Origin of the sequence: Mycobacterium marinum (assembly GCF_003391395.1) — a bacterium.
Lineage (GTDB): Bacteria > Actinomycetota > Actinomycetes > Mycobacteriales > Mycobacteriaceae > Mycobacterium > Mycobacterium marinum.
Map to the genome: position 1 here is coordinate 2582813 of NZ_CP024190.1, position 25986 is coordinate 2608798.

At 65.6% G+C, this 25986-nt stretch carries 25 protein-coding genes; 16 read left to right on the forward strand and 9 right to left on the reverse strand.

The window, feature by feature from the left end; genetic code table 11:
- The first annotated feature begins 48 nt into the window (after positions 1–48).
- The 5 genes from CCUG20998_RS10960 (at position 49) to CCUG20998_RS10980 (ending at position 4801) form a co-directional block, all read left to right on the forward strand.
- On the forward strand, positions 49–960 hold the full coding sequence (locus CCUG20998_RS10960; RefSeq protein WP_049785293.1) for a DUF58 domain-containing protein: 912 nt from the start codon (positions 49–51) through the stop codon (positions 958–960).
- A 34-nt stretch (positions 961–994) separates the two neighbouring features.
- The gene (locus CCUG20998_RS10965) at positions 995–2002 is read left to right on the forward strand and encodes a VWA domain-containing protein (RefSeq protein ID WP_020728615.1); all 1008 of its coding nucleotides are present in this window, start codon (positions 995–997) and stop codon (positions 2000–2002) included.
- 114 nt (positions 2003–2116) lie between these two features.
- Positions 2117–2884 carry a 3-oxoacyl-ACP reductase FabG1 gene (fabG1, locus tag CCUG20998_RS10970; RefSeq protein ID WP_012394041.1) on the forward strand — a complete coding sequence of 256 codons (768 nt, stop codon included), beginning with the start codon at positions 2117–2119 and terminating at the stop codon, positions 2882–2884.
- Between the two features lie 78 nt (positions 2885–2962).
- Positions 2963–3772 (forward strand): NADH-dependent enoyl-ACP reductase InhA, encoded by an 810-nt coding sequence (gene inhA, locus CCUG20998_RS10975; protein ID WP_020728616.1) that lies wholly within the window; start codon positions 2963–2965, stop codon positions 3770–3772.
- A gap of 6 nt (positions 3773–3778) precedes the next feature.
- On the forward strand, positions 3779–4801 hold the full coding sequence (locus tag CCUG20998_RS10980; RefSeq protein WP_020728617.1) for a ferrochelatase: 1023 nt from the start codon (positions 3779–3781) through the stop codon (positions 4799–4801).
- A 6-nt stretch (positions 4802–4807) separates the two neighbouring features.
- Here CCUG20998_RS10980 and CCUG20998_RS10985 read toward each other — a convergent pair whose 3' ends face one another.
- Positions 4808–5758, reverse strand: coding sequence for a hypothetical protein (locus CCUG20998_RS10985; RefSeq protein ID WP_020728618.1), 951 nt, complete (start codon positions 5756–5758; stop codon positions 4808–4810).
- Positions 5759–5815: 57 nt separating this feature from the next.
- Here CCUG20998_RS10985 and CCUG20998_RS10990 point away from each other — a divergent pair, with 57 nt between their 5' ends.
- From CCUG20998_RS10990 to CCUG20998_RS11000, 3 genes are read left to right on the forward strand one after another with little or no spacing between them, the layout of a single operon-like run.
- Complete coding sequence (locus CCUG20998_RS10990; RefSeq protein ID WP_036427387.1) at positions 5816–6250, forward strand: NfeD family protein; 435 nt, start codon at positions 5816–5818, stop codon at positions 6248–6250.
- A gap of 21 nt (positions 6251–6271) precedes the next feature.
- On the forward strand, positions 6272–7426 hold the full coding sequence (locus CCUG20998_RS10995; protein ID WP_020724999.1) for an SPFH domain-containing protein: 1155 nt from the start codon (positions 6272–6274) through the stop codon (positions 7424–7426).
- Positions 7423–7779: a DoxX family protein gene (locus tag CCUG20998_RS11000; RefSeq protein WP_020728619.1), complete on the forward strand. Its 357-nt coding sequence runs from the start codon at positions 7423–7425 to the stop codon at positions 7777–7779. The genes CCUG20998_RS10995 and CCUG20998_RS11000 overlap by 4 nt, the downstream gene beginning before the upstream one ends.
- On the opposite strand, the gene CCUG20998_RS11005 is transcribed toward CCUG20998_RS11000, so the two are convergent.
- From CCUG20998_RS11005 to CCUG20998_RS11015, 3 genes are all read right to left on the reverse strand, one after another.
- On the reverse strand, positions 7776–8243 hold the full coding sequence (locus CCUG20998_RS11005) for a nitroreductase family deazaflavin-dependent oxidoreductase (RefSeq protein WP_020725001.1): 468 nt from the start codon (positions 8241–8243) through the stop codon (positions 7776–7778). The genes CCUG20998_RS11000 and CCUG20998_RS11005 overlap by 4 nt on opposite strands.
- Before the next feature lie 32 nt (positions 8244–8275).
- On the reverse strand, positions 8276–8890 hold the full coding sequence (locus CCUG20998_RS11010; RefSeq protein ID WP_020728620.1) for a TetR/AcrR family transcriptional regulator: 615 nt from the start codon (positions 8888–8890) through the stop codon (positions 8276–8278).
- Positions 8891–9043: 153 nt separating this feature from the next.
- The gene (locus CCUG20998_RS11015; protein ID WP_116269105.1) at positions 9044–9766 is read right to left on the reverse strand and encodes a hypothetical protein; all 723 of its coding nucleotides are present in this window, start codon (positions 9764–9766) and stop codon (positions 9044–9046) included.
- On the opposite strand from CCUG20998_RS11015, the gene CCUG20998_RS11020 reads away from it, so the two are divergent.
- Together CCUG20998_RS11020 and CCUG20998_RS11025 are read left to right on the forward strand one after the other, a co-directional pair.
- A complete protein-coding gene (locus CCUG20998_RS11020) occupies positions 9765–10508 on the forward strand; it encodes a response regulator transcription factor (RefSeq protein ID WP_050674517.1) in 744 nt (247 codons plus the stop codon). The genes CCUG20998_RS11015 and CCUG20998_RS11020 overlap by 2 nt on opposite strands.
- Positions 10508–12028: a sensor histidine kinase gene (locus tag CCUG20998_RS11025; RefSeq protein WP_196809702.1), complete on the forward strand. Its 1521-nt coding sequence runs from the start codon at positions 10508–10510 to the stop codon at positions 12026–12028. Before CCUG20998_RS11020 ends, CCUG20998_RS11025 begins: the two co-directional genes overlap by 1 nt.
- A gap of 4 nt (positions 12029–12032) precedes the next feature.
- On the opposite strand, the gene CCUG20998_RS11030 is transcribed toward CCUG20998_RS11025, so the two are convergent.
- Together CCUG20998_RS11030 and CCUG20998_RS11035 are read right to left on the reverse strand one after the other, a co-directional pair.
- The gene (locus CCUG20998_RS11030) at positions 12033–13004 is read right to left on the reverse strand and encodes a S1 family peptidase (protein ID WP_020728622.1); all 972 of its coding nucleotides are present in this window, start codon (positions 13002–13004) and stop codon (positions 12033–12035) included.
- A gap of 64 nt (positions 13005–13068) precedes the next feature.
- Entirely contained in the window at positions 13069–13842 is a 774-nt protein-coding gene (locus tag CCUG20998_RS11035) for a TVP38/TMEM64 family protein (RefSeq protein ID WP_012394052.1), read from the reverse strand.
- A 192-nt stretch (positions 13843–14034) separates the two neighbouring features.
- On the opposite strand from CCUG20998_RS11035, the gene mutA reads away from it, so the two are divergent.
- From mutA to lipL, 4 genes are all read left to right on the forward strand, one after another.
- Positions 14035–15912: a methylmalonyl-CoA mutase small subunit gene (gene mutA / locus CCUG20998_RS11040; protein WP_020728623.1), complete on the forward strand. Its 1878-nt coding sequence runs from the start codon at positions 14035–14037 to the stop codon at positions 15910–15912.
- A 5-nt stretch (positions 15913–15917) separates the two neighbouring features.
- On the forward strand, positions 15918–18179 hold the full coding sequence (gene scpA / locus CCUG20998_RS11045; protein ID WP_020728624.1) for a methylmalonyl-CoA mutase: 2262 nt from the start codon (positions 15918–15920) through the stop codon (positions 18177–18179).
- Between the two features lie 88 nt (positions 18180–18267).
- Positions 18268–19257, forward strand: a complete 990-nt coding sequence (gene meaB, locus CCUG20998_RS11050) for a methylmalonyl Co-A mutase-associated GTPase MeaB (protein ID WP_036455852.1) — start codon at positions 18268–18270, stop codon at positions 19255–19257.
- Between the two features lie 63 nt (positions 19258–19320).
- A complete protein-coding gene (gene lipL / locus CCUG20998_RS11055; protein WP_036455578.1) occupies positions 19321–20607 on the forward strand; it encodes an esterase/beta-lactamase LipL in 1287 nt (428 codons plus the stop codon).
- A 19-nt stretch (positions 20608–20626) separates the two neighbouring features.
- On the opposite strand, the gene CCUG20998_RS11060 is transcribed toward lipL, so the two are convergent.
- The 3 genes from CCUG20998_RS11060 to CCUG20998_RS11070 all read right to left on the reverse strand — a co-directional run bounded on the left by CCUG20998_RS11060 (position 20627) and on the right by CCUG20998_RS11070 (position 23415).
- Complete coding sequence (locus CCUG20998_RS11060) at positions 20627–20839, reverse strand: dodecin (RefSeq protein WP_011739649.1); 213 nt, start codon at positions 20837–20839, stop codon at positions 20627–20629.
- A gap of 127 nt (positions 20840–20966) precedes the next feature.
- Positions 20967–22871: a hypothetical protein gene (locus CCUG20998_RS11065; protein WP_020728626.1), complete on the reverse strand. Its 1905-nt coding sequence runs from the start codon at positions 22869–22871 to the stop codon at positions 20967–20969.
- A 19-nt stretch (positions 22872–22890) separates the two neighbouring features.
- Positions 22891–23415 carry a GtrA family protein gene (locus CCUG20998_RS11070; RefSeq protein ID WP_231389654.1) on the reverse strand — a complete coding sequence of 175 codons (525 nt, stop codon included), beginning with the start codon at positions 23413–23415 and terminating at the stop codon, positions 22891–22893.
- 290 nt (positions 23416–23705) lie between these two features.
- Here CCUG20998_RS11070 and CCUG20998_RS11075 point away from each other — a divergent pair, with 290 nt between their 5' ends.
- Both CCUG20998_RS11075 and CCUG20998_RS11080 read left to right on the forward strand, forming a co-directional pair.
- Positions 23706–24962 (forward strand): nucleotide sugar dehydrogenase, encoded by a 1257-nt coding sequence (locus tag CCUG20998_RS11075; RefSeq protein ID WP_012394059.1) that lies wholly within the window; start codon positions 23706–23708, stop codon positions 24960–24962.
- Entirely contained in the window at positions 24959–25978 is a 1020-nt protein-coding gene (locus tag CCUG20998_RS11080; RefSeq protein ID WP_012394060.1) for an NAD-dependent epimerase/dehydratase family protein, read from the forward strand. Before CCUG20998_RS11075 ends, CCUG20998_RS11080 begins: the two co-directional genes overlap by 4 nt.
- Positions 25979–25986: the final 8 nt, after the last annotated feature.

Below are 25986 nucleotides of genomic sequence, written 5' to 3' on the forward strand. Positions count from 1 at the left end.
CCGGTGGCTCAAGAGGCGGTTGGGCCACGTGTCGTCAACCCGCCGTCGATGCAGCGCGGGGACATCAATGACCCCAAGCTGGCGGCGGCGCTGAAAACGCTCGAGCTGGCCGTCCGCCACAAGCTGGACGGCGTGCTGCATGGCGACTACCTGGGCCTGCTCCCGGGGCCGGGGAGCGAGCCGGGCGAATCCCGCATCTACCAGCCCGGCGACGACGTACGGCGGATGGACTGGTCGGTTACCGCCCGCACCACCACACCGCACGTACGGCAGATGATTGCCGACCGGGAGTTGGAGACCTGGTTGGTGGTCGACATGTCGGCCAGCCTGGACTTCGGTACCGCCGTGTGCGAGAAGCGTGACCTTGCGGTAGCGGCGGCCGCGGCCATCTCGTTCCTCAACAGCGGTGGCGGCAACCGGCTTGGCGCCCTGATTTCCAACGGCGCCACGCTCACTCGAGTGCCGGCGCGGTCCGGGCGCCAGCATCTGCAGACGATGTTGCGCACCATCGCGACCACACCCAAGGCGCCGGTCGGGGTGCGCGGCGACTTGGCCGTCGCCATCGATGCGCTGCGCCGTCCGGAGCGCCGTCGCGGGATGGCGGTGATCATCAGCGACTTCCTGGGGCCGATCAATTGGATGCGCCCGCTGCGGGCGATTTCTGCTCGGCACGAGGTACTGGCCATCGAAGTGCTCGATCCCCGCGATGTCGAACTGCCCGACATCGGCGACGTGGTGCTGCAAGACGCCGAAACCGGGGTGACCCGTGAGTTCACCATCGATGCCCAGCTGCAGAACGATTTCGCCCGGGCGGCCGCGGCGCACCGGGCCGACGTGGTCCGCACCATCCGCGGTTGCGGGGCACCGGTCATGTCGCTTCGCACCGACCGCGATTGGATCGCCGACATCGTCCGTTTCGTCACCTCCCGCCGGCGTGGGGCAATCGCGGGGCGCCGGTGACACCAACGCTCATGCACGTTGAGACAGGTCTGTTATGACATTGCCGTTGCTGGGGCCGATGACGCTGTCCGGCTTTGCACACTCTTGGTTCTTCCTATTCCTCTTGGTCGTCGCCGGGTTGATCGCGGTCTACGTCGTGCTGCAACTGGCGCGCCAGAAGCGGATGCTGCGGTTCGCCAACATGGAGCTGTTGGAGAGCGTGGCCCCCCAGCGGCCCTCGCGCTACCGTCACATTCCGGCGATGCTGCTGGCCCTATCGTTGGTGCTGTTCACCGTCGCCATGGCCGGGCCGACGCACGACGTCCGGATTCCACGCAACCGCGCGGTGGTCATGCTGGTGATCGACGTATCGCAGTCGATGCGGGCCACCGACGTCGAGCCCAACCGCATGGTCGCGGCGCAAGAGGCCGCCAAACAGTTCGCCGACGAGCTGACCCCCGGGATCAACCTTGGGCTGATCGCCTACGCCGGCACCGCGACGGTCCTGGTCTCGCCGACGACCAATCGGGCGGCGACCAAGGCCGCGCTCGACAAGCTGCAGTTCGCCGACCGCACCGCCACCGGGGAAGCGATCTTCACGGCCCTGCAGGCCATCGCCACCGTCGGAGCGGTGATCGGTGGTGGCGACACACCACCGCCGGCTCGCATCGTGCTGTTCTCCGACGGCAAGGAGACGATGCCGACCAATCCGGACAACCCCAAGGGCGCCTATACCGCCGCACGCACGGCCAAGGACCAGGGTGTTCCGATCTCGACGATCTCCTTCGGCACCCCGTACGGCTTTGTCGAGATCAACGATCAGCGCCAGCCGGTGCCCGTCGACGACGAGACGATGAAGAAAGTCGCCCAGCTCTCCGGCGGAAACTCCTACAACGCCGCGACCCTGGCCGAGTTGAACTCGGTCTACGCCTCGCTGCAGCAGCAGATCGGGTACGAGACGATCAGAGGCGACGCCAGCATGGGTTGGCTGCGTCTGGGCGCGCTCGTCTTGGTGGCAGCGGCACTGGCCGCGCTGCTCATCAACCGCCGGTTGCCGACCTAGCTCTGGCGCGCGAACGTAGCGCAGGGCACAATCCGGGGCAGAAAATGCGCCGGGGCGTCTCGTTGGCGACCAGCCGGTTACAGGCTTGCGGTGGTGAGGCGCTAGGTTGGCGGGGTGACTGATACGGCCACCGAGCAAAACACCGAAAGTGCCGCCGACGGCGGCAAACCCGCATTCGTATCCCGCTCAGTCCTGGTGACGGGCGGAAACCGGGGGATAGGTCTGGCGATCGCGCAGCGACTGGCCGCCGATGGTCACAGGGTGGCCGTCACGCACCGCGGATCCGGGGCACCCGAGGGGCTGTTCGGCGTCGAGTGTGACGTCACCGACAACGACGCCGTCGACCGCGCGTTCAAAGAGGTCGAGGAGCACCAGGGCCCGGTCGAGGTGCTGGTGTCCAACGCCGGCCTGTCCGCGGACGCCTTTCTCATTCGGATGACCGAGGAGAGGTTCGAAAAGGTCATCGATGCCAACCTCACCGGGGCATTCCGGGTGGCTCAGCGCGCATCTCGCAGCATGCAGCGCAAGAAGTTCGGCCGGCTGATCTTCATCGGTTCGGTCTCCGGTAGCTGGGGGATTGGCAACCAGGCCAATTACGCCGCCTCCAAGGCAGGTGTGATCGGGATGGCGCGCTCGATCGCCCGCGAGCTGTCGAAGGTCAATGTGACCGCCAATGTGGTGGCGCCGGGCTACATCGACACCGATATGACCCGCGCGCTGGATGAGCGGATTCAGGAGGGGGCGCTGCAGTTCATCCCGGCCAAGCGGGTCGGCACCGCCGCCGAGGTCGCCGGGGTGGTCAGCTTCCTGGCCTCCGAGGATGCGAGCTACATCTCCGGTGCGGTCATCCCCGTCGATGGCGGCATGGGTATGGGCCACTGAGTCCACCCATGAGGCGAAGGCTTCGGCCACGACCTGAAGGAATCACGACCTAACCGAACCACAACACGAAGGACGGACATGGCAGGACTGCTGGAAGGCAAACGGATCCTGGTCTCCGGGATCATCACCGACTCCTCGATCGCGTTTCACATCGCCCGGGTGGCCCAGGAACAGGGTGCCCAACTGGTGTTGACCGGTTTCGACCGGATGCGGCTGATCCAGCGCATCGTGGACCGGTTGCCGCAGAAGGCTCCGCTGATCGAACTCGACGTGCAAAACGAAGAGCATCTGGCCAGCCTGGCGGGTCGGGTCACCGAGGTGATCGGGGAGGGCAACAAGCTCGACGGAGTGGTGCACTCGATCGGCTTCATGCCGCAAAGCGGAATGGGCATCAACCCGTTCTTTGATGCGCCCTACGAGGACGTCTCCAAGGGCATCCACATTTCCGCGTATTCCTATGCTTCGCTGGCCAAGGCGCTGCTGCCGATCATGAATCCCGGCGGTTCCATCGTCGGTATGGACTTCGATCCCACTCGGGCGATGCCGGCCTATAACTGGATGACGGTTGCCAAGAGTGCGCTGGAGTCGGTCAACCGCTTTGTCGCGCGTGAGGCTGGCAAGTACGGCGTTCGTTCGAATCTGGTTGCAGCAGGACCGATCCGGACCCTGGCAATGAGCGCGATCGTCGGCGGTGCGCTCGGCGAGGAAGCCGGCGCACAGATTCAGCTGCTCGAAGATGGCTGGGATCAACGAGCTCCGGTCGGATGGAACATGAAGGATCCCACGCCGGTCGCCAAGACGGTGTGTGCGGTGCTGTCCGAATGGCTCCCGGCGACCACGGGCGACATCATCTTCGCCGATGGTGGCGCACACACTCAATTGCTGTAGCGGGCAATGGAATTTGATGCCGTCCTGCTGCTGTCCTTCGGTGGGCCGGAAGGTCCGGAGCAGGTGCGGCCGTTCCTGGAGAACGTGACCCGCGGCCGCGGAGTGCCGCCCGAGCGGCTCGACGCGGTGGCGGAGCACTATATGCATTTCGGTGGGGTGTCGCCGATCAACGGCATCAACCGGGCGCTAGTCACCGAGCTGCGCGCCGAAGTCGGCCTGCCAGTGTATTTCGGCAACCGCAACTGGGAGCCCTACGTCGAGGACACCGTTATGGCGATGCGCGACAACGGTGTTAAACGAGCGGCGGTTTTCGCCACCTCGGCCTGGAGCGGGTATTCCGGCTGCACTCAGTACGTCGAGGACATTGCCCGAGCGCGTCGGGCCGCCGGGCCGGATGCACCCGAACTGGTGAAGCTCAGAAGCTATTTCGATCATCCGTTGTTTGTCGAGATGTTCGCCGAGGCCATTGCGGCTGCTGCGGCAACGGTGCCGAAAGGCGCCCGCTTGGTGTTCACCGCGCACTCGATTCCGGTGGCCGCGGATCGGCGCTGTGGGCCCGGGCTCTACAGCCGCCAAGTTGCCTATGCCGCAAGCCTGGTCGCCGCGGCGGCGGGATATGACGACTATGATCTGGCCTGGCAGTCGAGATCAGGACCGCCCCAGGTTCCGTGGCTCGAGCCCGATGTCGCTGACCATCTCGAGATGCTGCGCGCCGGCGGCGTCAAAGCCGTGATCGTCTGTCCCATTGGATTTGTCGCCGATCACATCGAAGTGGTGTGGGATCTCGACGCTGAGTTGCGGGCTCAGGCGCAGGATGCCGGGATCGCACTTGCCCGGGCCGCCACGCCGAATGCCGATCGCCGATTCGCGCGGCTGGCCCGGGGCTTGATCGAGGAACTTCGCAGCGGTGGTGAGCTGGCCCGAGTCGGCGGCCCGGATCCCGTGTCCGGATGTCTGGCCGGCGTCAACGGTGAGCCGTGCCGCCCACCACATTGCGCCGCGCGGGAAACAGCACCTCAGGGGGCCTGATTGCGGTCAGTCAGACCAGGCTGAGTGCAGGATCGCGCTGATCGCGGCCATCCGTGCCGAACGCACCACGGCGTTGAGCGGCCGCAGCGCGTCGGTGGCGATCTGAACCTCCGACGAGGATTGCGTTCCCACCGGCTCCAGCCCGGCCACCATCCGGTGTGCCATGTGTTCCGGGGCGGAGTCGGGCAGTCGGCTGAGCCCGGAACTGACTGCGATGATCGCGTCGACATGGGCGGCGTTCTCCAGCACCCGCAGCGCTCTCGACGGTGCGTGGTCGGGGATGCGGTGTTGCCGTGATGATTCCAGCATCTGCTCAACCAAACCGCGTGGATTGGCCACGTCGCTGGCTGCCGATCCCAATCCGATGGCACTCAATGCGTCGGCAGCTGAACGCACAGCCGAACGCAGTGCATATTCGGCGTCGGCGAGTTCGTAGTGATCGAAGGCCGGGGCTCCCGGTAGCGAATACACCGTCCAGGCCAGTGCAGACAATTCGGGTGTCCCCGTCTCGTCATCTCCGGCTTCATCCGCATCGCTGTAGGAGAACTCAGGGACCAGTCCGATAGCGGTGCCGGGATCGTCGGGATTGCTGACGATCAGCGCTTCGCCGGAGGCCAGCGCGTCACGCGCGAATTGCGTTCCAGCCGAAAGTCCCCGTACATCACCCGGTACCGGCAGCACCACGTTGATGGTCCCGAACAACCCGCCGGGCGTCGACGGCGCCGCCGCCGTTGACCTGCCCACCGCGGCACGCAGTGTCTGCAGCAGCGACACCGTACCCACATTGTGCACGTCCGGCCACGGCAATCCGGTATGGCCCGCCGCGACGGCATCATACGCGGTAACCGATTGTGTTGGCGCCCAGAGTGATAACGCGTCCAAAAGATCGTCGGGCGCGGCCTTGCCCGCGAGCCAGGCATTGGCCCACATCGACAGCGAAACACTCGGACACCACATGGTCTCGCAGTGTAGTTGTTCGCCGCGGCTAGGGCGGATCACGCGTATCCTGTGGCCATGCCTGTCGCGCTGATCTGGCTGATTGCAGCGTTGGTGCTCGCCGGAGCCGAGGCGTTGACCGGCGACATGTTTTTGCTGATGCTCAGTGGTGGCGCTTTGGCTGCTTCGGGAATCAGCTGGCTGACGGACTGGCCGCTGTGGGCCGATGGGGCGGTTTTCCTCATCGTTTCGGTTTTGCTGCTTGCCCTGGTTCGGCCCGCGCTGCGGCGTAAGCTGGCTCCCGCCAAAGCCCTGCAGCTGGGGATCAAGGCGCTCGAGGGCAAGAACGCGCTGGTGCTGGATCGGGTTGCTCGCGACAACGGGCAGGTGAAAATTGAGGGCGAGGTGTGGACGGCGCGCCCGCTGAACGACGGCGATGTGTTTGAGCCGGGTGATTCGGTGACGGTAGTGCACATCGAGGGTGCTACCGCCGTGGTCTTCAGGGACGTATAGCGACTCGAGAGAGGTATGCCAATGGACGATGCGGTTGTTGGCCTGGTGTTTTTAGCTGTTCTGGTGATATTCGCCATCATCGTGGTCGCCAAGTCGGTTGCGCTGATCCCTCAGGCTGAGGCCGCCGTGATCGAACGGCTGGGTCGATACAGCCGCACGGTCAGTGGTCAGCTGACGTTGCTGGTGCCATTCATTGATCGCGTCCGCGCCCGCGTGGATCTGCGCGAGCGGGTGGTGTCCTTTCCGCCGCAGCCGGTGATCACCGAGGACAACCTGACGCTCAACATCGACACCGTGGTGTATTTCCAGGTCACGGTTCCGCAGGCCGCGGTGTATGAGATCAGCAACTACATCGTGGGCGTCGAACAGCTCGCCACGACGACGCTGCGTAACGTCGTCGGCGGGATGACGCTCGAGCAGACGCTGACCTCTCGTGACCAGATCAATGGCCAGTTGCGCGGGGTGCTCGACGAGGCGACCGGCCGTTGGGGCCTGCGGGTGGCGCGCGTCGAACTGCGCAGCATCGACCCACCGCCGTCCATTCAGGCGTCGATGGAAAAGCAGATGAAGGCCGACCGGGAGAAGCGCGCGATGATCCTGACCGCCGAAGGCACCCGGGAGGCGGCCATCAAACAAGCCGAAGGGCAGAAGCAGTCCCAGATCCTGGCGGCCGAGGGCGCCAAGCAGGCCGCGATCCTGGCAGCTGAGGCCGACCGGCAATCACGGATGCTGCGTGCTCAGGGTGAACGTGCCGCGGCTTACTTGCGGGCGCAGGGTGAGGCCAAGGCCATCCAGAAGACATTCGCCGCGATCAAGGCCGGGCGGCCCACCCCGGAGATGCTGGCCTACCAGTATCTGCAGACGCTGCCGGAGATGGCGCGCGGCGACGCCAACAAGGTCTGGGTGGTGCCCAGTGACTTCAACGCGGCGCTGCAAGGTTTCACCAGAATGTTGGGTAAGCCGGGGGAGGACGGGGTGTTCCGCTTCGAGGCCTCCCCGGTCGAGGACCTGCCCAAGCATGCGACAGACGGCGACGACGACGAAGTCTCGGATTGGTTCTCCACCGAAACCGACCCGGCGATCGCGCAAGCGGTCGCCAAGGCCGAGGCCATAGCGCGCAAGCCCGTGGAGGGCCCAGTGGGCTCGCCGCCCGAACTGGGGCCATACAACCGATGAGCGTCGTGACGTCACCGAAGGCCTATGCGGTGCTGGGCGTGTTCCAGGCCGGAGATGCCGTGGCGTGCGCGATTCCGTTGCCCCCGATCGCCAAGATCCTCGATGACCTGGGCGTTCCCGAAGCGGTGCGCCCGGTTTTTCCGGTAGTCAAGGCCGCCGCGGCGGTCGGTCTGTTCTCGGTCACCCGATTTCCCGCCTTGGCCAGGCTGACCACAGCGATGTTGACCCTATATTTCGTGCTGGCTGTGGCGGCCCACGTTCGGGTGCGGGACAAGATCGTCAACATCATCCCCGCGGCCTCGTTTCTGGCCACCTTCGCGGTAATGACGGTCAAAGGGCCCGACCAGGCTTAGTCGAGGCGCAGTTCCACCATCGGCAGTGCCGTGTCGGTGTCGGTGATCGGGCTGCCGAGCGTTTCCTCGATCACCTGCTTGAGGTTCTCCCACGCCGCCGGGTGGTGGCTGCGGTAGGAGGCTAGCGCCTGGTCGGCTTCGGCTTGTTCGAGAACGCGTGCGGTGGCGGGTGCGGCGCGGTGGCTGCCGACGTAAACCCGAACCCGGGGGTTGGCCACGATATTGCGGTACCACTGGGAGTTCTTCCCGAACCCGGAAGCGATGACGTAGGTGTCCGGCGCCGGGTGATCGACGACCTCCAGCACGGCGTTGCGCGGCGTGCCGGATTTGCGGCCGATGTGTTCGAGCATCAGCATCCGCGACCCGAAAACGGCGCCTGCCCGCGCCCGATAAATCCAGATGGGCGCGCGCATGAGCGTGCGGGAGCGCATCAGCCGTGCACCGGTCTTGGCTACTAGTGACATCCTTGCCTCCATTTCCTCTTCTTTTTGCTGCGTCAATCGCTGACCAGGCCGTCGCGATAGACGGCGAACACCTCGCCGGCCCAGCGCCGCATTCCGGCGTCGGTGAGCGGATCGACACCGAGGACTTCGATGAGCCGTGGCCGCAGTGTCAGCACCGCTAGATCGTTGACCAGCAAGAACGCCGCCCGCACCGCGGGATCGGCACCAGGACTGGCGGTTCCCGCGGCAACCATCGCGTTCAGCGTGTCTTGGCTGAGCCGGAACAGCCGCGCGAACAACCCTGGTCCGGCCGTACCGCCGCTAATCAACATTCGGCTCAGGTATGCCGGGACCGCTGAGTCGGGCGGTAGGTGCGTGGCGAGGCCGTCGAGCAGGCCTCCCACGGCGGCCTGGCCGAGCCCGACGGCCTCGGTTTCTCGGGTGGCTTCGGTCAGCAGCACTTCAAATATGGCGATGACGTGGTTGTCGACGGCCTCGATCAGCCCGTCTTTGGAGCCGTAGTGGCGGATGAGCAAAGCGGGCGAGACCCCCGCGGCGGTCGCGATGTCTCGCACGGTGACCGCGTCGGGGCCGCGCTCGGCGAATAGTCGCAGTGCTTCGTCGCGGATCCTTGCCCGCGCGGTTCGATCATCGGTCGCTAAATGCACGTTTACAATTGTAAACAATTGTTTAGCAGTTGGTGCGCCGGGGGTACTACGACGAACCCCGCCCCGGTCGCAGATGTCGTGCATCGCGACCGGGGCGGGGACACCGGTTTGCGGCCAATGATCACCCGCTAGGACGTCGTTGTCCCGCCACCCTCAGGCATGCGCACCTGGTGTTGCGGGTGCTGGTGTCGGCGCAGGCGATTGCGGGCCGCCCGGCAACTGCCCGGGCGCGGGTGGTTTTGGTGCCCCGGGGAGTTGCCCGGGCCCCGGTGCCCCCGGCGGCGGACCGCCCCGGAAGGCGTGGCCCGCCGGCGGCACCGGCATCGGGGGCGGTCCCCCGGGCATCGGACCCCGCAGCGCGCCCGGTCCGGGCGGAGGCGCTTGGTGCCATCCCATGGACGGGCCCCCGCCGCCTGGCCCCGGGGGCGGGGGAGGTCCGAAGGCAAACGCCCAAAGAAACAGCGCCGCGCCCGCGGTTCCCACCGCACCAACGAGTAGGCCCAGCAGGCCCGAGCCCACCAGCATCCCCGTCGAGAAGCGGCGCTGCTGATGTCCGGGCGGGGCGGGCGGCACCGGCGCGGCCGGGGCGGGCGGTGTGGGTGGCGGGGCGGCGCCCTGGCCTGGCGCCTGGGCGCCGATGTTTGGGGTCGTGTTGCTGTCTTGTGCACTCATGGCGATCTCCACTTCGTCGTTGTCGGTGATCGCGACGCTAATTTCCGAACTTGAAGTGGAACTGAAGAATGCCGAACGCGCCGCACCGCCGAGACCGGACCGGGTGGTTGCGGCAGTCGGATCGGCACCCAGATTGTCGGTTATCGCAAGAAACGTGCGGCGCTTCAGATTGATCTCAGGACCACGCGTTAACAATGGGGCCATGACCGATCGTTCGCGAACCGACCACACCGGCAATCGCCAGGTTGCGAGCCGCACGGACCAATTCAGTGTCGGCGCGCCGAGAGTGCTGGTGGTCGAGGATTCCGAGACCATCCGCGAAATGGTCAACGAGGCCCTGGCCGACGTCGGCTACCACACCGACACCCGCTCCGATGGAGAAGGACTGGAAGAAGTTCTGCAGGGCCTACGGCCCGACCTGGTGGTACTCGACGTGATGCTGCCGGGTCGGGACGGATTTGCCCTCATCGACGTCATCCGCGAGTGGGGCGATATAGGCATCGTCTTGATCACCGCCCGCGACGGTCTGCCCGACCGGCTGCGCGGTCTCGACGGAGGTGCCGACGACTATGTGGTCAAACCGTTCGAGCTCGCCGAACTCGTGTCGCGGGTGGGCGCGGTTCTGCGCCGCCGGGGTCGGCTGCCCCGGGTGGTTCAGGTCGGCGATCTGATGCTGGACAGCGAGGCTGGGGTCGCTGCACGCGACGGCCACCAGCTGGACCTGACCGCCACCGAACTCCGACTGCTCGACTTCCTGGTACAACAACGCGGCCGCATCGTGAGCGCCACGCAGATCCTCAATGCCGTGTGGGGCTACGACGCCTACGACGCCAACCTGGTGCAGGTGCATGTCAGCAGCTTGCGCCGCAAGCTCGAAGCGCATGGCCCACGAATTGTGCAGACCGTCCGAGGCATCGGCTACCGGTTGCAGCCGCCGAGGTCATGATGGCCGAGGAGCTCGAATCCCCGGGCGATCCCGAAACCCCCACACCGTCGCTGCAGCGACGGGTGATTCTGCTGGTGGTGGCCTTGCTGGCGGTGCTATTGGTGGTGCTGGGTGTGACCATCGACGTCAGCCTGGGCTTGCAGGCTCGGCGGAATCTGCACGATCTGCTGCTGGCGGCCACCTCGCGCGCCGACGCGCTGGCGTCGGTGGGCACCTCTCCGGAACTGATCGCCGCCGAGATCAACGGCGGCAGCGTGCGCGCGCTGCTGGTGACAGCCGACGGTGCTACCTACGGGGACCCTAACATCAGCCCGGACACCACCGCGGGCCCCGCCGTCCCGGCGCTGCCCGGCCCTCCGCCCCTGATTCCGCCCGGGGGGCACCAGGGTCCTCATGGCCCCCCGCCGCCGCCTCCCCCTCCACCTGGGGGACCGCCGCCCGGACCGCCGCCGGATGCGACCGCCACGGCGGCGGTACACACCTTGCCGGATGGTTCGCGACTGATCCTGGTCGCCGACACCACGCAGACCACTCAAGTGACTCGCCAGCTGCGCCAGCTGATGATCGGTGCCGGGCTGGTGACCCTGGTAGTGGCGGCACTGCTACTGGTACTGGTCAGCCGGGCGGCATTGGCGCCGCTGGATCGGCTCGCGGCGTTGGCCAAGGACATCACCACCGGAGATCGCGGTCGCCGGCTGCGCCCCAGCCGCGCCGATACCGAACTCGGCCGGGCCGCGAGCGCTTTCGACGGAATGCTGGATGCGCTGGAAGACTCAGAGCTGCGTGCCCAGCAGGCCGCTACGGCCGCGCAGCGCGCCGAGAACGCGACGCGGCAGTTTCTCGTCGACGCCGCCCACGAACTGCGCACTCCGATCGCGGGGATGCAGGTCGCCGCCGAACAACTCGCCAGCAGCGCCGGGCAGCAGCAGGAAGATCCCGCAGCGCGCGGCCAGTACCGCCGCGCCAGTCTGCTGCTCTCTGATGCGCGTCGCGCGGGACGGCTCGTCGCCGACATGCTGGATCTGAGCCGTATCGACGCGGGGCTGCCGCTGGACCGCCACGACACCGACCTGGCCGAGATCGTCGACGCCGAAAGCCAGCGAACCACGATGCTGGCGCCGCAGATCACCGTGACCCGGTCCGGGCTTGGCACGCTTACCGTTGCGGCCGACCCGACTCGGGTGGCGCAGATCCTGTCCAACTTGCTCGACAACGCGCGCAGGTACACCCCGGCCGGGGGAGCCATCGCCATCGATCTGCGGGCCGGCCAAGGAGTGGCCACGGTGACCGTCACCGACACCGGCCCGGGCATCCCCGACAACGAGCGCAACCGAATCTTCGAGCGCTTGGTGCGCCTCGATGCCGCACGCACCCGCGACCATGGTGGTGCGGGCCTGGGTTTGCCGATCGCGCGGGCGCTGGCCCGGGCCCACGGGGGCGAGCTGGTTTGTCTACCGCACCAGGGCGGTGCACGATTCCGGCTCACCTTGCCGCTGGCGGTGGCCGGTGGCGTTGAGTGAACGCTCAGGGGGAACCCGATTCGGTGATGGCGGTCAGGCTCCACCGGTCCAGCCAGGGGCGCACCAGCTCGGCGATTGAGAATGTGGCCGGTGTCGAGCATCCGGGATGTGGGTCGTTGGCATGGCCGGCCCGAATGAGAATGCCGACCGCCACCGCGGTGCCATCGTCGTCCAGGCGGTAGACGGGGCCCCCGGAATCGCCGCATTCGCTGGCCGCCAGAAAAGCCACCTTGCTCGCACTGATGTCGGTGACTTGCCCACATTCCGCTCGGCCCGTCTTCATCCCGAACTTGCAGAGCAGTTGCCCCACCTTCAGATCGGTGGCTATGCCGGTGACCGGAACAGCCGCCTTGATCGCCGGGGACTGCGGGATCTTTCCGGAATCCAGCGTGATCAGTCCGATGTCGTGGGCTTCCCCGCTGAGGCCCTCGCTGACCGACTGGCTGAAGGTACCGATGTTCACGTATCCGCCGCCCGTGGAGTAGTTGATGCTGACCTTGCTCGCTTCGCCTTCCTTATTGCAGTGGCCGGCGGTGAGTATCCCGGTCCGGCCGGCGTTGGTGCGTACCAAGAACCCAGCGGTGCAGCCCATTCCCCCTGACCCGTCGGCGTAGGTGACGGCGATGCCGGTGCCCGGGGCAATGGCACTGGCGCCTGGCAGGGCAACCAGTGGTCGCGCCATCGTGCTCTTGCTTGGCAGCCAGATAGCCGCGACGAATCCGGCCGCGCAGATCAGCGCGGCAATCGTCAGTCGCCCACCGTCGGACCGCCGCCGCTGCGGTGGCGCGGAGTAGGGCACATTCGTGCCGGCGAACATCTGCTCTTGTGTCTCGGGGTGCTGCCTGCGGCGCTGGCTCAGCACCGGCCAAGCTGCCACCGACAGACACAGCAGCGCTCCGGCCAACAACAACGCGGTGCGAGCCAGGGACGACGGCGAGCCCAGATTCGCGAGCGCGTGGGCACTGACGCCGACCATTGGGTAGATCTTTCAGGCAAAACGGTTTGAGATTCAATACCGGTCTACGACCGGCAGCTGACGGTCAGACGCCCAGCGGCTCGCAAGCCGGCTCGAGAACGGGTCCGTGGTCCGATGGCGCCTGGTGGCGATGGTGCCGTCGATATTGGCGGACCTCGAAGACCAGCCCGCTCATGCCCAGGGCCGCCGTGCATACCGACACCAGAACCAGCAATGGGCTGCCGTCACCGGCGAGCGCACTGCCCAGAATCACCACCGCGACGGTGCCGGGGAGCAAGCCCGCCAGCGTGGACAGCGTGTAGGGGACCACCCGCACCGCCGATGCGCCGGCGCCATAGTTGAGCGCCGCAAACGGCACGGCGGGGATCAGCCGCAGCGACAAGATCGCCAGCCAGCCCCGTTCCCGCAGACGCTCATCGAGCCGGTCGACCGCACCGTGCGGCACCAGCCGGTTCAGCCGCCACCCGGCCGCGCGCACCAGCAGCAGCGCAATCACCGCGCTCGCCGTACTGGCCGTCACCGCAATCACGATGCCCAAGACCGGTCCGAACAGCAGGCCGCCGGCAACGGTGAATGCGGTACGGGGAAAGGGTGGCACCGTGACGACGATGTGGACCAGCAGAAACACCAGGGGTAACCATGGCCCCACCGATGATGCCCAGTCCCGCATCTGCACCGCGGTAGGCAGCGGAACCAGCAATGCCACCGCCACCAGTAGTGTGATTCCTGCCACGGTGCTGACCTTGCGCAGTCGTGACATCTGCCGTGCGGCCGTCCGGAGCGCGAGAGCGATGCCGCGCACCGTATCGGTGGTTTTGCACAGGACAGAGGCTGTCACAATCACCCAGAGTACGGGGCGAAGGTGAATATATCGTTTCTCCCGGCTGGCGTTTCTGGTCACACTGTGAGCGGTAAGGCTGCACCTGGTCACCTAGCCCCCGGCTCCAATCAACTAGCCTTATTAGTTTAGTGGCAGGCCAAGAGCAACCGGAAACAAAGTTGTCAATTGCTGCGTAAATAGGAGCAGTCGGTGTCCATTGATGTACCCGAGCTCGCCGAGCTAGAACAGGTTCGCGAGCGTTGGCGCAGTGCGGTCGCCGGTGTTCTTTCCAAGACCGCGCGGCCGGATTCTGCCGGGTTCGGCGATCAACCCGAACGGCTGCTGAACACTCCCACCTACGACGGAATCGCCATCCGGGCGCTCTACAGTGCCTTCGACGAGTTGCCGGAACCACCGCTGCCGGGCGAGTGGCCCTACGTCCGGGGCGGCGACGCGTTGCGCGACGTCAACTCGGGCTGGAAGGTCGTCGAGGCGGTACCGCAGCCGGATGCGTCCGTGGTGGACACCAACCAGGCGCTGCTGGGCATGTTGGGTGACGGTGTCAGCGCGCTGCTGGTCCGGGTGGGGGACCACGGCGTGGCGCCTGACCAGCTCGAAGGGCTGCTCGCGGGTGTGTATCTGAACCTGGCGCCGGTGATTGTGGATGCCGGTGCCCAGTACCGGGCGGCCAGCGAGGCGATGCTGCGGTTGGCGGCTGGGCTGGATACCGACCAGCGCGCGACGATGTCGATCGATCTGGGCGCCGATCCGTTGACCGCGACGCTGAGCGGGCGTCCCGCCCCCTCGATTGACGATGTACTCGCGATCGCGGGACGGGTGGCCGGTGATCGAGGCGTGCGCACGATCACGGTCGACGGGCCGGCGTTTCACAATCTGGGCGCGACTGCGGCCTGGGAACTCGCGGCCACCATTGGCGCGGCGGTGGCCTATCTCCGGCTGCTCACCGAATCCGGTCTCTCGATCGGCGACGCGCTGGCACAGATCGGCCTCCGGCTGGCCGCCGATGACGACCAGTTCATGACACTGGCCAAGATGCGAGCCGCGCGCCGGTTGTGGGCCCGGGTCGCCGAGGTCGCCGGTGACCCGGATGGCGGGGCGGCGACGTTGCACGCGGAGACTTCGCTGCCGATGATGACCCAACGCGACCCGTGGGTGAACATGCTGCGTTGCACGCTGGCCGCCTTCGGCGCGGGTGTCGGCGGTGCGGACACCGTGCTGGTTCATCCCTTCGATGTCGCGATTGCGGGTGGCTTTCCGGGTACGGCCACCAGCTTTGCGCGCCGGATCGCCCGCAATACCCAACTGTTGCTGTTGGAGGAGTCCCACGTGGGGCGCGTGTTGGACCCGGCCGGTGGGTCGTGGTTCGTCGAGGACCTCACCGAAGAACTGGCCCAACACGCCTGGCAGCATTTCCAGGCCATCGAGGCGCGTGGCGGATTTGCCAACGCCCATGACTACGTCGCCGGGCAGATCGCCGAGCTCGCCGCACGCCGCGCCGACGACATCGCGCATCGGCGGATTGCGATCACCGGGGTCAACGAATTTCCCAACCTCGACGAACCTGCTCTGCCGCAACCGGATCGCGGTTTCTCGCCCGACGGCTGCGGAAAGCTGTTGCGCTACGGCGCCGAATTCGAGACATTGCGCGATCGATCGGATGCCTACTTGTCCGACACCGGGGCGCGACCGCGGGCGCTGTTGCTGCCACTGGGTCCGCTGGCTGAACACAACATTCGGGCGACTTTCGCATCGAATCTCTTGGCCTCGGGTGGCGTCGAGGCGCTCAATCCGGGAACCGTCGACGCGCAAGGCGTCGCAACGGCGGTAGCTGAGGCGGGTTCGCCGACGGTCGCGGTCATCTGCGGCACCGACCGCCGTTATCGGGACGAGGCGCCCGCCGTGGTCGAGGCGGCAAGATCGGCCGGCATCTCCCGGGTCTACCTGGCCGGACCGCCGGGCGCACTGGACGAGGCGGTTGACGTCGCGAGTCGGCCTGACGAATTCTTGACCGCGAAAATCAATGCGGTGCAAGCCCTGTCCGATCTGCTCACGCGGTTGGGAGCGTAGCCACGATGACTACCACTGCATCGGCCATCGGCAGTTTCGCTGACGTACCACTTCATGGCGAGCGCGCTGTGGCGTCGGCCACCGAAGCGTCGGTGGAGAAACAAGTCGCAGCGACCGCTGCTGCGCACGGGTACGCAACCGATCAACTTCGATGGCAGACGCCGGAAGGTATTGAGGTCAAACCCGTTTACATCGGTGCCGACCGCAGGGCAGCGCAGGCCGACGGCTATCCGGTGAACAGCTTTCCTGGGGAGCCGCCCTATGTGCGGGGCCCGTATCCGACGATGTACGTCAACCAGCCATGGACCATTCGCCAGTACGCCGGCTTCTCCACCGCTGCCGACTCCAATGCGTTCTACCGTCGCAATCTGGCCGCTGGCCAGAAGGGGCTGTCCGTCGCCTTTGATCTGGCGACCCACCGCGGCTACGACTCCGATCACCCCCGTGTTCAGGGCGACGTTGGAATGGCGGGCGTAGCAATCGATTCCATTCTCGACATGAGGCAGTTATTCGACGGTATCGACCTATCGTCGGTCTCGGTGTCGATGACCATGAACGGCGCCGTGCTGCCGATCTTGGCGTTGTACGTGGTCGCGGCCGAGGAACAGGGCGTGCCGCCGGAGAAACTGGCCGGCACCATCCAAAACGACATCCTCAAAGAGTTCATGGTGCGCAACACCTACATCTATCCGCCCAAGCCGTCCATGCGGATCATCTCCGACATCTTCGCCTACACCAGCGTGAAAATGCCCAAGTTCAACTCCATCTCGATCTCCGGATATCACATCCAAGAAGCCGGAGCCACAGCGGATTTGGAGCTGGCATATACCCTTGCCGACGGTGTCGACTACATCAAAGCGGGCCTGGATGCGGGCCTGGACATCGATAAGTTCGCGCCCCGGCTGTCCTTCTTCTGGGGCATCGGGATGAACTTCTTCATGGAGGTCGCCAAACTGCGTGCCGGCCGGTTGTTGTGGAGTGAGCTGGTGGCGAAGTTCGAGCCGAAGAACTCCAAATCGCTGTCGCTGCGTACCCATTCGCAGACTTCAGGCTGGTCGCTGACGGCGCAGGACGTCTTCAACAACGTCGCCCGCACCTGTATCGAGGCGATGGCCGCCACCCAGGGGCACACCCAGTCGTTGCACACCAATGCACTTGACGAGGCGCTGGCGCTGCCCACCGACTTCTCCGCACGCATCGCGCGCAACACTCAGCTGCTGCTGCAGCAGGAGTCGGGTACCACGCGCCCGATTGACCCCTGGGCGGGCTCGTATTACGTGGAGTGGCTGACGCACCAGCTTGCGCAGCGGGCACGTGCTCACATCAACGAGGTTGCCGAACTCGGCGGCATGGCGGCGGCCATCAGCGAGGGGATTCCCAAGCTGCGCATCGAAGAGGCGGCCGCGCGCACCCAAGCGCGCATCGACTCCGGCCAGCAGCCGGTCATCGGGGTGAACAAGTACCAAGTCGACGAGGACCAGCAGATCGAGGTACTCAAGGTCGAAAACAGCCGGGTACGTGCCGAGCAGCTGGCCAAACTGCAAGAACTGCGGGCCGGCCGCGACCAGGCGGCGGTCGATGCCGCCCTGGCCGAGCTCACCCGCGCCGCCGCCGCCCACGGTCGGGCCGGCGATGACGGGTTGGGTAATAATCTGCTGGCGCTGGCCATCGACGCGGCCCGCGCCAAGGCCACCGTCGGAGAGATCTCCGATGCGCTGGAACAGGTGTATGGCCGCCATCAGGCGGAGATCCGCACCATCGCCGGCGTCTACCGGGACGAAGTTCAAGGAGGCGGCAACATCACCCCGCTTTCCAAAGCGACCGAGCTTGTCGAGAAGTTCGCCGAGGCGGACGGCCGTCGCCCCCGCATCCTGGTCGCCAAAATGGGCCAGGACGGCCACGACCGTGGCCAGAAGGTGATCGCGACGGCGTTTGCCGACATCGGGTTCGACGTGGACGTCGGCTCACTGTTCTCCACGCCCGAGGAGGTGGCCCGCGAGGCCGCCGACAACGACGTGCACGTCGTGGGCGTGTCGTCGCTGGCCGCTGGCCACCTGACGTTGGTGCCGGCGTTGCGGGACGCGCTGGCCAAGGTGGGACGGCCGGACATCATGGTCGTGGTCGGTGGTGTCATCCCGCCGGGCGACTTCGACGAGTTGTACGCCGCCGGGGCCACGGCCATCTATCCGCCCGGCACCGTGATCGCCGACGCCGCCATCGGCCTGTTGCACAAGCTGGCCGAGCGGCTGGGATACCCGCTGGACTAGTGGCCGGTAAAACTACTCGCGTGAGTGTGACGCCATCGCGCATTCCGCCGCGCATCTGCACCAGGGCGTGTCCGATGAGGTGGGGCCGGTGACCTCCCCGGACGACGCCAAGGTCGAGCAACTGGCCGCCGCCGTGCGCAATGGCGACCGTGCCGCGCTGCCACGGGCGATCACGCTGCTGGAGTCCACCCGCGCCGACCATCGGCGGCAGGCCCAAGAGCTGTTGCTGGCACTGCTCCCCGAATCCGGGAAGGCCCATCGGGTGGGTATTACCGGCGTCCCGGGAGTGGGGAAGTCCACCACGATCGAGGCCCTGGGCATGTACCTCATCGAGCAGGGCCACAAGGTGGCCGTGCTGGCGGTGGACCCCTCGTCGACGCGTACCGGCGGATCGATTCTGGGCGACAAGACGCGGATGGCGCGGTTGGCAATGCACCCGGATGCCTACGTCCGGCCCTCTCCGACGTCGGGAACTCTGGGCGGCGTAGCAAAGGCGACGCGGGAATCGGTGGTGCTCTTGGAAGCCGCCGGCTTCGACGTGGTTCTGATCGAAACGGTCGGCGTCGGCCAGTCCGAAGTGGCCGTCGCAAACATGGTCGACACCTTCGTCTTGCTGACTTTGGCGCGCACCGGCGACCAACTACAGGGCATCAAGAAAGGTGTGCTGGAGCTGGCCGACATCGTGGTCGTGAACAAGGCCGATGGGGAACATCTGCGCGATGCGCGGTTGGCCGCCAGGGAGCTGTCCGGCGCTATCAGGCTGATCTACCCACGCGAAACAATCTGGCGGCCACCGGTTCTCACGATGAGCGCGGTGGAAGGAACCGGTCTGACACAGCTGTGGGAAGCTGTCGAGCGCCATCACCAAGTGCTCACCGAGGCCGGTGAGTTCGAAGCGCGCCGACGCGAACAGCAAGTGGACTGGACATGGCAGATGGTGCGAGATGCGGTGCTGGACCGAGTGCTGTCCAACCCGGACGTGCGCAAGATCCGAGCCGACGTCGAGCGCCGGGTTCGGGCGGGGGAGCTGACTCCCGCTCTGGCCGCCCAGCAAATTTTGGATACCGCGCAGGCCTAACGGAATGGTAAATTAATTCCGGGTTTGACACTGGGCTCTATGAAATCCAAGTAAATTCAAGATGTGACGATAGACATCGGAGTCAATCGCCGCGCGGTTTCTTCCGACGGTGACCCTGACGCAGGCCATCGTGTATCCGGCGCTGCGGACTCTCAATTTGCGTGCGTCGTTCGAATGTTCTCCAGCATGTTTCCCGCTCGCCGGTTTGGTGGGGGAGCGTTGGCGGTCTACCTGGACGGCCAGCCCGTCGTGGACGTGTGGAAAGGGTGGGCGGACCGCAAGGGCGAGGTCCCATGGTCAGCGGACTCGGCCCCGATGGTGTTCTCGGCCACCAAGGGCATGGCCGCCACCGTGATCCACCGGCTTGCCGATCGGGGGCTGATCGATTACGAGGCGCCGGTCGCGCAGTACTGGCCGGAGTTCGCGGCCAACGGCAAGGAGAAGCTCACCGTCCGCGAGGTGATGCGGCACGCGGCGGGCTTGTCGGGACTGCGCGGTGCCAGCCAGGAAGACCTGCTGGATCACGTCGTGATGGAGGAGCGGCTGGCGGCGGCGGCTCCGGGAAGGCTGCTCGGCAAACCGGCCTATCACGCGCTTACCTTCGGTTGGTTGATGTCCGGCCTGGCCAGGGCCGTGACCGGCAAGGACATGCGCGTCCTGTTCCGCGAGGAGCTCGCCGAGCCACTGGACACCGACGGTTTTCATCTGGGCCGGCCGCCGGCGGGCTCGCCCACGCAGGTCGCCCAGATCATCATGCCGCAGGACATCGCCGCCAACCCGCTGGTCACCTTTGCGGCGCACAAGATCGCCAACCAGTTCTCCAGCGGATTCCGTTCGATGTACTTTCCGGGCGTCATCGCGACGGTTCAGGGCGAAACCCCCATGCTGGACGCCGAGATTCCGGCCGCCAACGGAGTCGTCACCGCCCGCGCGCTGGCGCGGATGTACGGCGCGATCGCCAACGGCGGCGAGATTGACGGCACCCAGTTCCTGTCGCGGGAGCTGGTGGCGGGGCTGACCGGCGAGCGGCGGCTGCAGCCGGATCGCAATCTCTTCATGCCGATGGCTTTTCACCTGGGCTACCACAGTCTGCCCATCGGCAACGTGATGCCGGGGTTCGGTCACGTCGGGATGGGCGGGTCCGTCGGATGGACAGATCCGGAGACCGGCGTGGCGTTCGCGCTGGTGCACAATCGGCTGTTGACTCCGCTGGTGGCCACCGACCACGCCGGTTTCGTCGCCATCTATGCCCTGATCCGGCAGGCGGCCGCCAAGGCCCGCGAGCGTGGCTACCAGCCGGTCACGGGCATCGGGGCGCCGTACTCGGAGCCGGGAGCCGTCGCGGGCTGAGCCCAGGGGCGTTCTAGCGCTAAGAATCTTCGAGCCGGAAGCCCACCTTCATGGTCACCTGAAAGTGGCCGACGGCGCCGTCAACCAGATGGCCGCGCACTGATTCGACTTCGAACCAGTCCAGGGCGCGCATGGTCTGGGCGGCCCGGGTCAAACCGTTGCGGATTGCCGCGTCGACTCCGTCGGCCGAGCTTCCGACGATCTCGATTACCCGGTAGGTGTGATCGCTCATTTCGTCCCCTTATCTTTGAGTGTTGACGTCCCAAGAGGGTCCGAAGAATCATCTTGCGCCGGTGGTCGGCGCCGGATGAGGCCCGACACGCAGCTGGCTCGGTGCAAATGACCAAGCGCGTCCAGCGTCAGGGGCTGACGTGCATCTCGTAAAAGCGCAGCCGCGCCGTGGGCTTGCCCTGGCCCAGCGACCGGCTCCGGTCAACACCGATTGTGCGGGAGTCGATCTCGAGATTGGTGGCGCTGACGGAATCGGGCGTCTTGATCAGAAACGGCTCCGCGGCGTTGCCGGCGATGAGGCGATAGCCGACGCCGTCCAGGTTCACCGTGAAAGAGGTCAGGGGAACGAGCGATCCCATGAAAAGCCGGTCGATGAAGGTTGGCTCCAGATCAACGCCGACCAGGACGGCCACGTCGGGTCCGCTTGGTTTGGGCACCGTGACGGGCTTGCCGTCGTGGACAACGACTTCTGAGATCGGGGTGAGCGGTCCGCACCGGGGCTGGGTATGGGTGAACAGCGCCCAATGGTCTTCCACCGCGCTGCGGCGGAAATCGCACAGCAGTGCGCGCGAATACAGCGGGTTCTCCTGCACGCCGAGCCGTCCGTTGATACCGGTGGCGGGCGAGGTCGCCGATCGCAGCGACAGGACGAACTGCGGCCCGGCCGCGAGCGTGTCGCGGTTTAGCTTGTCCAGCGCCGGTGTGTAGACCGAGTAGGTCTGGAATATCGGCGCCGGGTGCCAGGCGAAGTCGTAGGCCCACACGGCTGAGGTTTCATCCGGGTCGATGTGAACCGGATCCGGCCCGATCGTCTTGACGAAGCGGCTGGGAATGTCATAGAGCCGACGCTGGCGTGCCTTGGCCTCCTCGATATGGCTGCGGGCGTGACCTGGTACGGCGACGGTTGCCAATCGGTCGAGTGCGCGCACTGGTGCCTGTATCACCCCGAGGGGGCGCAGTTCGATCGCCACCACGCCGGCAACAAAGATCACGACGACGGCGACGACGACGAACTTGGCTGCCCGAGGAAGTATTTCGAACACACCCCCCACCGCCATCGCAACGACCATCAGTCCGAGCAGAGCGGCGAAGTGAATCGTGTCGTAGCGTCCGAACGCACTCTTGGCGACAAGCACGGTTGTCACCCCGACCAGCACCACATACTTGCGTGGGATCTGCGGGCTGCCGCGAAAGAACATGACGAAAAGCGCAACGAACCAGACCAGGGTCAAGGTGACGGCGCCGCCGGCATCCAAGGGGATCGGCACTGATTGCGCATCGATGTACCCGGACACGATCTCCGAGCTGAGCCGCAGCCACGTTGGCAGGTTGCCCAGTGGTTGCCCCATGAGCAGCCAGCAGACCGGAACGGTGGCGGCGAACGCGGCGACGGTAGCGCAGTGCCGCCACAGTGCTTTCCAATCCAGCAGCAGCGACATGCCCAGGGCGATGGCCAAGACCACCGGGCCGGTGTTGAACTTGACCAGCAGCTCAAATCCCGCCACCACGCCGAGCGCGGTGGCGGTGATGAAGACCGTCGACCGTTGCGGGTCGGACCGCAACAGGGGAACACTGGCCCACGCCAAGGCCGCCAGCACGACCATTTCGGGGTACATGGTCCCCATCGCGATGGCGGTGACGCCGGTGGTCACGAACGCCAATGCGAGCGATGTCATCGGTGGGTGTCGTTGGCGCAGCGCCGCGGCGATACCCAGGAACAGCGCTGCCACGACGATTACCTGATAGATCGTCGACAGCACGGCCTGAAGCGGTGAGTAGTAGGAACTGTCCTGCAGAAAGGCCAGCGGTCCGTAGGTGAAGACGATTTGGGGTCCCCACGCGAGGTGGCGGATTTGGCCCAGCGCCACCGCGGCCTGCCAGGACGGGTCTACCCCGGTTGGTGCTTCGACGGGTACCTGAGGCCAGAAAAAGACCACGGCAACAAGTGCGGCCAGGCAACGCTGCCAGCGTGCGGAGCCCCATGTCGTCTCCGAAAACCAGGAGCTGGCGCGCTCCGACTGCGTTGAAAGCATGCGTGCAAGTTATCCCGGATCAGGCCCGCATCTCGCTGAAGACCAGGTGGGTGTGTCCGGCCGTGTGTTGGTCGAGCCTGAAGAGCCACCTGTCCAGGAGTAAGAAGCGGCCGACCCATACGACACCGAAGCCAAGCACCTGGGCGAAGAATACGGCGAGGCCGTGCACCGGCGTTGGCTCAGCGGCCATCGCGCGGTCGACGAGGTAGGTGAAGCTGGTGGCCAGAACGACGGCAAGCATCACCATCGTCCAGAACAACAGCACCTGCTTGTGCAGATCGCCCCCCGACGTTGCCCGCCAAACGAAGTGCTTGTTGGCGAAGAAGTTGGGAATGGTGGCCACGCCCGCGGCCAGCAGCGAGGCGATGGTGTAGTTGTGCAGCCACGGGCCCAGCACCTGGATGAGGCCCTGTCCGATGGGCAGAAACACCAGCGCTACCGCGCCATAACGCAGCTTTCTGCGCGCTGCTTCGCTGCTGGTGTGCATGATCCAGCCCCCCGCCGGCCCCATGGTCAGCCAAGTTACCTGCAACCAAGTAGGCACGGGCCAGAACTCGAGAATCCGGGCGGGCCGGCGCGGCCGGAATCCGGATCTTCACCATTCAAAAGACAAGCTCGCGGCGCACGTGAAATGCTGTAGCGAAAGGCTGCCGCCGTCAACGGAGCCGCGGGGAGGACCGGCCTTGTTGGTTCGCGAGAAATGCCGCAGGCTCTGGCGGTGATCTCGTAGGCTCCAACACCATCCATATAGACCTAGATAGACAAACGACCGGCCCTTGTTATGGTCCAACCCCTTAACGAGGCCGAGAGCATGAAGGGGAGGCGGCGGTTCGCGTGACAACTCAACCGTCCGAACGGATCTGTATTGTCGGGGGCGCCGGCCACGTCGGGCTTCCGCTGGCGCTGGTGCTTGCCGACGAGGGGTACAACGTTGACATCCTCGACACCAACGCCGAAGCCTTGGAAACCATCATGGCCGGGCGGATGCCCTTCATCGAGACCGGAGCCGAGGATCTCCTCAAGCGGCTGCTGCCAACCGGGCGGATCAGCGGTAGCACCGACTCGCAGGTGGTCCGCAACTCCGACATCGTGATCTGTGTGGTGGGGACTCCGGTCGACGAATACCTAACGCCCCAGGCGCACACGTTCTTTCGGGTGATCGATGAGATCAGCCCGTACTTCCACGATGGGCAGACCCTGATCCTGCGAAGCACCGTCTACCCGGGACTGAGCCAGCGGGTCCACGACATGTTCTCCGAACGTGGGATTGGCGTTCACGTCACCTTCTGTCCGGAGCGCATCGCCCAAGGACATTCGATCCGGGAATTGCGGATCATCCCGCAGATCATCAGCGGATTCGACGCCGAGGGACTTCGGGTGGTCCGCGAGCTCTTCTCCGGGATAGCCAGTGAGATCATCGAGGTCGAGCCGCAAGAAGCTGAGCTGGCCAAGCTCTTCTGCAACAGCTACCGCTACATCCAGTTCGCGGTCGCCAACCAGTTTTACCTGCTCAGTCGCGAGGCGGGGCTCGATTTCGACCGAGTTCACCATGCCGCGACCTACAAGAACAGCCGCGTCGACAGCCTGCCGAGGGCCGGACTTGCGGCCGGCCCGTGCTTGCTCAAGGACACCATGCAGCTCGCCGCGTTCAGCAACAACAACTTCATGCTCGGGCATTCGGCCATGCTGATCAACGAAGGCCAGCCGCAGTTCATCGTCAACATGCTCAAGCGCCGGGTTAATCTGCGTGACAAGACGGTTGGCATACTCGGTATGACGTTCAAGGCCGACTGCGACGACACGCGCGACTCGCTCAGCTTTAAACTCAGGCACCTGCTGATGCTGGAAGCAAAGGAAGTGATCTTGCACGACCCATTCCTCGAGGGCAAGGATTACCACCCGCTGCAGACCGTGGTGGACCGGTCCGACGTCATTGTTGTAGGCGTGCCCCACTCCGCCTATCGGGGCCTTCGGGTCCCGCGCGGCAAAGTGGTTGAGGACGTCTGGGGGTGTCTGGACGTCACCGAGCTCGACGTTGACCCGTGCAACGGGGCGAACCTGGCGGAGCTGGGGACGGCGGCGGCCCGGTGAAGGTACTGGTAACCGGCAGCGCAGGATTCATCAACGGGTACGTCGTACAAGAGCTGTTGCAGGCTGGGCACGAAGTGGTCGGCATCGACAACTATTCCAAGTACGGCAAGGTAACGAAGAGCTACGACGACCACCCCAACTACCACTTCGTCGAGGGCGACGTCAAAGACGTTGACCTGATGTTTGAGCTGGTCGAGGGTTGCGAGCAGATGGTGGCCAGCGCTGCCCGCATCGGTGGCATCACCTATTTTCACGAGTACGCCTACGACTTGCTGGCCGAGAACGAGCGAATTGCGGCTGCCCACTTTGACACAGCCATCTATGCATACCGCAAGGGTTGGCTGAAGAAGATCAACGTGATCAGTTCTTCCATGGTGTTCGAGAACGCCAGCATCTTCCCGACGCCGGAAAAGCACATCACCGAATGCCCGCCTCCAACAAGCACTTACGGCTTCCAGAAGCTTGCCTGCGAGTACTTCGCCCATGGTGCCTACGAGCAGTACGGGCTGCCGTACACCATCATTCGGCCCTTCAACTGTGTCGGAACCGGTGAACAACGCGCGCTTGGTGGCCGTGAAATCCCAAGCGGAAATGTCAAACTCGCGATGAGCCACGTCGTGCCAGACCTGGTCCAGAAGGTCGTCAAGGGCCAAGACCCGCTGCACATCCTGGGGGACGGTAGCCAGGTACGGCACTACACCTACGGTGGGGACCTGGCCCGGGGGATTCGCACCTGCATGGAGCACCCCGCGGCGCTCAACGGCGACTTCAACCTGTCGACCCCGGAAGCCACCACCGTGCTGGAACTGGCAGAAGTGATCTGGCGCAAGATGCGCCCTGACACTCCCTTCCGTTACGAAAGTGATCCGCCATTCGAGCACGACGTGCAGCTGCGCTCTCCCGACGTTCACAAAGCGACCCAGGTACTCGGCTTCGAGGCGACGACTACGCTTGACGCCATGCTCGACGAAGTCATCCCGTGGATCGTGAACGCGGTTGAGGCCGGGACGATCTGACGTGTATT

What these genes read in the sequence shown, in the direction of transcription:
- CCUG20998_RS10960 (WP_049785293.1), top strand. Translation starts at nt 49, where the DNA reads ATGCAGCGCGGGGACATCAATGACCCCAAGCTGGCGGCGGCGCTGAAA.
- CCUG20998_RS10965 (WP_020728615.1), top strand. Translation starts at nt 995, where the DNA reads ATGACATTGCCGTTGCTGGGGCCGATGACGCTGTCCGGCTTTGCACAC.
- inhA (WP_020728616.1), top strand. Translation starts at nt 2,963, where the DNA reads ATGGCAGGACTGCTGGAAGGCAAACGGATCCTGGTCTCCGGGATCATC.
- CCUG20998_RS10980 (WP_020728617.1), top strand. Translation starts at nt 3,779, where the DNA reads ATGGAATTTGATGCCGTCCTGCTGCTGTCCTTCGGTGGGCCGGAAGGT.
- CCUG20998_RS10985 (WP_020728618.1), bottom strand. Translation starts at nt 5,758, where the DNA reads ATGTGGTGTCCGAGTGTTTCGCTGTCGATGTGGGCCAATGCCTGGCTC.
- CCUG20998_RS10990 (WP_036427387.1), top strand. Translation starts at nt 5,816, where the DNA reads ATGCCTGTCGCGCTGATCTGGCTGATTGCAGCGTTGGTGCTCGCCGGA.
- CCUG20998_RS10995 (WP_020724999.1), top strand. Translation starts at nt 6,272, where the DNA reads ATGGACGATGCGGTTGTTGGCCTGGTGTTTTTAGCTGTTCTGGTGATA.
- CCUG20998_RS11000 (WP_020728619.1), top strand. Translation starts at nt 7,423, where the DNA reads ATGAGCGTCGTGACGTCACCGAAGGCCTATGCGGTGCTGGGCGTGTTC.
- CCUG20998_RS11005 (WP_020725001.1), bottom strand. Translation starts at nt 8,243, where the DNA reads ATGTCACTAGTAGCCAAGACCGGTGCACGGCTGATGCGCTCCCGCACG.
- CCUG20998_RS11020 (WP_050674517.1), top strand. Translation starts at nt 9,765, where the DNA reads ATGACCGATCGTTCGCGAACCGACCACACCGGCAATCGCCAGGTTGCG.
- CCUG20998_RS11015 (WP_116269105.1), bottom strand. Translation starts at nt 9,766, where the DNA reads ATGGCCCCATTGTTAACGCGTGGTCCTGAGATCAATCTGAAGCGCCGC.
- CCUG20998_RS11025 (WP_196809702.1), top strand. Translation starts at nt 10,508, where the DNA reads ATGGCCGAGGAGCTCGAATCCCCGGGCGATCCCGAAACCCCCACACCG.
- CCUG20998_RS11030 (WP_020728622.1), bottom strand. Translation starts at nt 13,004, where the DNA reads ATGGTCGGCGTCAGTGCCCACGCGCTCGCGAATCTGGGCTCGCCGTCG.
- scpA (WP_020728624.1), top strand. Translation starts at nt 15,918, where the DNA reads ATGACTACCACTGCATCGGCCATCGGCAGTTTCGCTGACGTACCACTT.
- CCUG20998_RS11060 (WP_011739649.1), bottom strand. Translation starts at nt 20,839, where the DNA reads ATGAGCGATCACACCTACCGGGTAATCGAGATCGTCGGAAGCTCGGCC.
- CCUG20998_RS11065 (WP_020728626.1), bottom strand. Translation starts at nt 22,871, where the DNA reads ATGCTTTCAACGCAGTCGGAGCGCGCCAGCTCCTGGTTTTCGGAGACG.